This window comes from Gillisia sp. CAL575 (genome assembly GCF_000403785.1).
Lineage (GTDB): Bacteria > Bacteroidota > Bacteroidia > Flavobacteriales > Flavobacteriaceae > Gillisia.
This window is the reverse complement of the sequence record NZ_APHJ01000029.1, coordinates 1-4,181: the sequence shown is the minus strand read 5'-3', so window position 1 is coordinate 4,181 and position 4,181 is coordinate 1. Positions and strand designations below refer to the sequence as shown.

Genomic DNA, 4,181 nt, shown 5'->3' with positions numbered 1-4,181 from the left:
ATTAGTATGAATTTTAGGAATTCCATTCCATTTCACTTCGTTTATATTCGATGAAATAAAATTAGACTCATTTTGTTGGTCTTCTTTATGACATGAGATAATCCCAAGTGATATAAATAATAATAAAATTAAAATTAGATTAACTTTTTTCATGATTTGGTTATTTTATATAGTAGATGAATTTTGTTGCGTAAAAATTGTTTACAACGGTCTTGGTTAAGGCAAGTAGCGTGGATTAGGGACGCGTTCTTGTCGGCTTAGTTGTTTTTTAATTGGTGTCTAAAATATTACTTTTTACTCGAATGCCCGCTATTTGCGCTTAACCGATGTTGCCTTTAGTTTTTTGTAACGAAATGTTTAAATTGAACCTTTTGTCAGATATCGTAAAGAATTTATATCTCTTAATAAATGTCAATTTAAAACAATCTTAATCTCTGGATTTAGTTCATTTAAATCTTTGCAAAAGTTCGATTTATCCTTTGGAGATAATACGATACTTTTAAATTTCCCGTATTGGATTTCAATTCTGTCAAATGATGCTGCAGGCGACGAAATAATATTATTTGTTTTTGTTATGCTTTTAATCTCAGAAATCTCAATCGGTTTATAAGAAAAGAATCCGCTCTTAATTTTTAGTTTGTCATTGTCAATTGTGTATATAGTTGTTAAAAACATATGTAGAATCAAAGCAAAGGTGACAAGCAATAATAAAATTCCTAATATTCTTTGCGTATTTAGAGTATAATCAGAAAGTTTAAACAATAATGGTCCAAACATTATCAAGCTTATTGCAATCAATAATCCGTAAGATACTTTTGACTTATATTTTCGAACCATAAAACCTTTCTTTACTTAATTCTAATTTCAAATGATCAACAACTAAGATATTATTTTTACCAAGCAAAGTTTATCTTTTTTCTGTCTAGAAAAATTAATGGCAACGGTCTTGGTTAAGGCAAGTGGCGTGGAGTAGGGACGCGTTCTTGTCGGCTTAGTTGATTCTTACTTGGTGTCTAAAATAGCACTTTTCACCAGAACGCCCGCTATTTGCGCTTAACCGATGTTGCCTATAGTTTTATATACCAATCTCTCTAAATTTCCCAATTCTATCTTTTTTTTCTTGAGTCATTTCTCTCATAACCTTTTGGGAAATTGCAATTATAAATTCTTTCTCTTTCTTAAAAGCTTTTTTATTATAGTAGAAGTGTCCACTTTCAATTTGATTCATAGTTGCTAGTGTCCATTCTAAGAATTTTGTTGGAATAACAATATCTCCGATATCTTGCCAGTTTGAATGGAGACCTTTTGATAAATTAAATCTTATTTTATCATCACATTGGCCTTTACAAGCCCAATAGACATCTTTAATATGCTCTTTCTGATCTACGTATTCATAAATCTGAACGTAATTAGCTGCATATTGATTTTTAAACATTTCTTGTAAAATATCTAAATCACAAACTTTACAATTTAAAGGAATATATTTTCCAGTTATTAAATGTAATGGTTTTACTTTTTTATAACTATTAGGAAAATATCTCATTAGCAAATTTGCATATCCTATTCTCAATAAATAGTTTTCAATTAATTTATAATCAAAAACTCTATAATCTTTTAAATTTCCATTTTCTTTTAGTTGAGTTAGTCTTGTATTTAAACCTGAAGAGGGAACCGTTGAATATAAACCAATAAATCCATCACAATTGAAAGACTGAACTCTTTCCAATATATTAGGTTCATCAGATTCTTTCACAGAATTACTACTTTGTCTGTTTGCAAAATGCTTACAACTTACTAACCATTTGAATTTATATTTACCCAAATTTCCATTGAGTAATTCTGAAACAATTAAATCTTTTTTTCCATCAGGACCTCTATCAACAGAATGTTCTACATAAAATCCTAATTCTTGTAGTAAATCTCTTGAAAAAAGTTCCCATATTTCTCCGTCGGAGTCTATTTCTGTAAAGTCAATCATTTTGTATAAAATTATTGGCAACGGTCTTGGTTAAGGCAAGTGGCGTGGAGTAGGGACACGTTCTTGTCGGCTTAGTTGGTTTTTACTTGGTGTCTAAAATAGCAATTTTCACCAGAATACCCGCTATTTGCGCTTAACCGATGTTGTAGCTAGTTTGGTTTAAATTTATATCTGGGGACTTGTTTTATTTGCCCTTTGTCATATCCAATGTCAGTTTTCTTTACTAATTCTTCTAATTCTGCATCATATTTCCAGTCATGTTTGAAGAGAGTCCAATTTAAATCAATAAAATCATCTTTTTTGAAGCATATTACTCCGATTGCTTTGGTTGACTTTCTTTTATACTTATAAATTTCGGTAATATTAATTAATGCATTTTCCCAATTACTAATATGTTCTACAATGAGAGGAATAAATGTAAATGCGCAATCAGTTCTCTGACAATAAAATCTGAAAGGAAGATTTAATTCATTCTTTTTTGCAAGTTCTATTGTATCGAAGAATCTCTCCTTAAAAGCTGATAACTCATATCGTCTTAATTTCGCAATTTCAGTAATGATTTGGTGATAGTCTTGATTTTTATCACCTCTAATTTTTTCGTGAAAAATATTTAAGAATTTGCTCATATCATAAGATTCAATATCTGGGTCGAATTGTTCCATTCTTATAAGATATTTTTTATCAATTATCTTAGGATTATCGGTGTGGATAAAATGCGCTAGCAAATATTGTTCTTTACAATTTTTAATAAACTCAGGATTAGCACTTATAAAATTCTCTCGAAATTCTAAATAATCATCTAATTCTTTAGGTGTAATTAAAAAATTACAAATATTGTAGTAATCAGAAATTTCAAAAATGTGGATTATATCTACTTCTTTACTATGATAAAATTTTGTTTTTGAGTTTTTGTCGGATAGTTGAATATCGCATTTATAAATAATAATTTTTCTGATTTTTTGATTTTTACCTTTTGAAATCTTTATTGATTGATTTCTTCTATTTTTAATAGGTATTTGATCATATAGTTGCAGGTAATTGACTGTGTCTTTTATTTGATTTTTAGCTTTCTTTAAAACTTTATTTTGAAACCAATTGTCCGCTTTACCTTTTGCGGTTTTTGAATTCCGCTCTTTTACTTGATAAACGAATAAAAGTTCATCGAGAGAAACAAGGTTGTCGGCAAGTTCCTTTTGTCCATCCTCTGGATAGAATTCAGTTTTGTCAAATGTAAATTCTTTAAAAAATATACTTGAATTTATCTCACTTAAAATTGTTTCTGATATGTTCTGATTTTCTACCATATTAGCTACAACGGTCTTGGTTAAGCCAAGTGGCGTGGATTAGGGACACGTTTTTGTCGGCTTTGTTGTTTGTTTCTTGGTCACTAAAATATTACTTTTTGTTGAAATACCCGCTATTTGGGCTTAACCGATGTTGTGCGTAGGCTTTATGCGTTTTATTATTCAATTACGTTTAATTTTTATTTTGTCCGACGAATTATAAATCCATTGTCAATTTTATCAAATCCAATTTTCGGATAGTATTCCATCGCAATTTGTGCCGAAAGTAAAATCAGCGCAGTTTCTTTTCCGATTTCCTTTTCAGTCAATTCAATTAGTCGTTTTCCAATTCCTTCTTTTTGGTATTCACTTTTCACAGCTAAATCCGACAAATAGCAAGCATAACAGAAATCAGTTATCGAACGTGATATTCCAATCAGTTCGTTATTCAACCACGCAGTTATAATCAGATTTGAATTTTCATACATTTTCGTAATTCGTTTGCTATCTTTTGTTGGTCTATTTATTCCTGAACTATCATAAACCTCAATTATTTCTGATGTCTTTGGAACAATTCCAACTTTAAATTCAATATTTTTCATTCGATTTTGAGTTTTTTTCAGCTTACGCACAACGGTCTTGGTTAAGCCAAGTGGCGTGGAGTAGGGACACGTTCTTGTCGGCTTAGTTGTTTGTTACTTGATGACTAAAATATTACTTTTTGTTGAAATACCCGCTATTTGGGCTTAACCGATGTTGTATAACGTTGCGATACTTTAAAACATGTTGTTTTGTTGTCAATCTTTTTAAATTGTTTTGTTCTTTTCTGAATCTTGATTTATTTTGAGTCTGAGTGAGAATCAGTTTTTAAATTATAAATTCAAAAGCATTTTTGTTCTAGTCAAATTTGTCATTTTTCA

Annotated in this window: 4 protein-coding genes; all 4 read right to left on the bottom strand. The window is 29.8% G+C overall.

Going from position 1 to position 4,181, the window contains the following annotated elements; translation table 11 throughout:
* Window positions 1–411: 411 nt before the first annotated feature.
* Window positions 412–777 (bottom strand): PH domain-containing protein, encoded by a 366-nt coding sequence (locus I130_RS10725; protein ID WP_198012049.1) that lies wholly within the window; start codon window positions 775–777, stop codon window positions 412–414.
* Between the two features lie 298 nt (window positions 778–1,075).
* Window positions 1,076–1,978, bottom strand: coding sequence for a restriction endonuclease (locus I130_RS10720; protein WP_034922870.1), 903 nt, complete (start codon window positions 1,976–1,978; stop codon window positions 1,076–1,078).
* Between the two features lie 149 nt (window positions 1,979–2,127).
* The gene (locus I130_RS16265; protein WP_051119685.1) at window positions 2,128–3,282 is read right to left on the bottom strand and encodes a hypothetical protein; all 1,155 of its coding nucleotides are present in this window, start codon (window positions 3,280–3,282) and stop codon (window positions 2,128–2,130) included.
* 179 nt (window positions 3,283–3,461) lie between these two features.
* Window positions 3,462–3,863, bottom strand: coding sequence for a GNAT family N-acetyltransferase (locus tag I130_RS10710; RefSeq protein ID WP_034922874.1), 402 nt, complete (start codon window positions 3,861–3,863; stop codon window positions 3,462–3,464).
* Window positions 3,864–4,181: the final 318 nt, after the last annotated feature.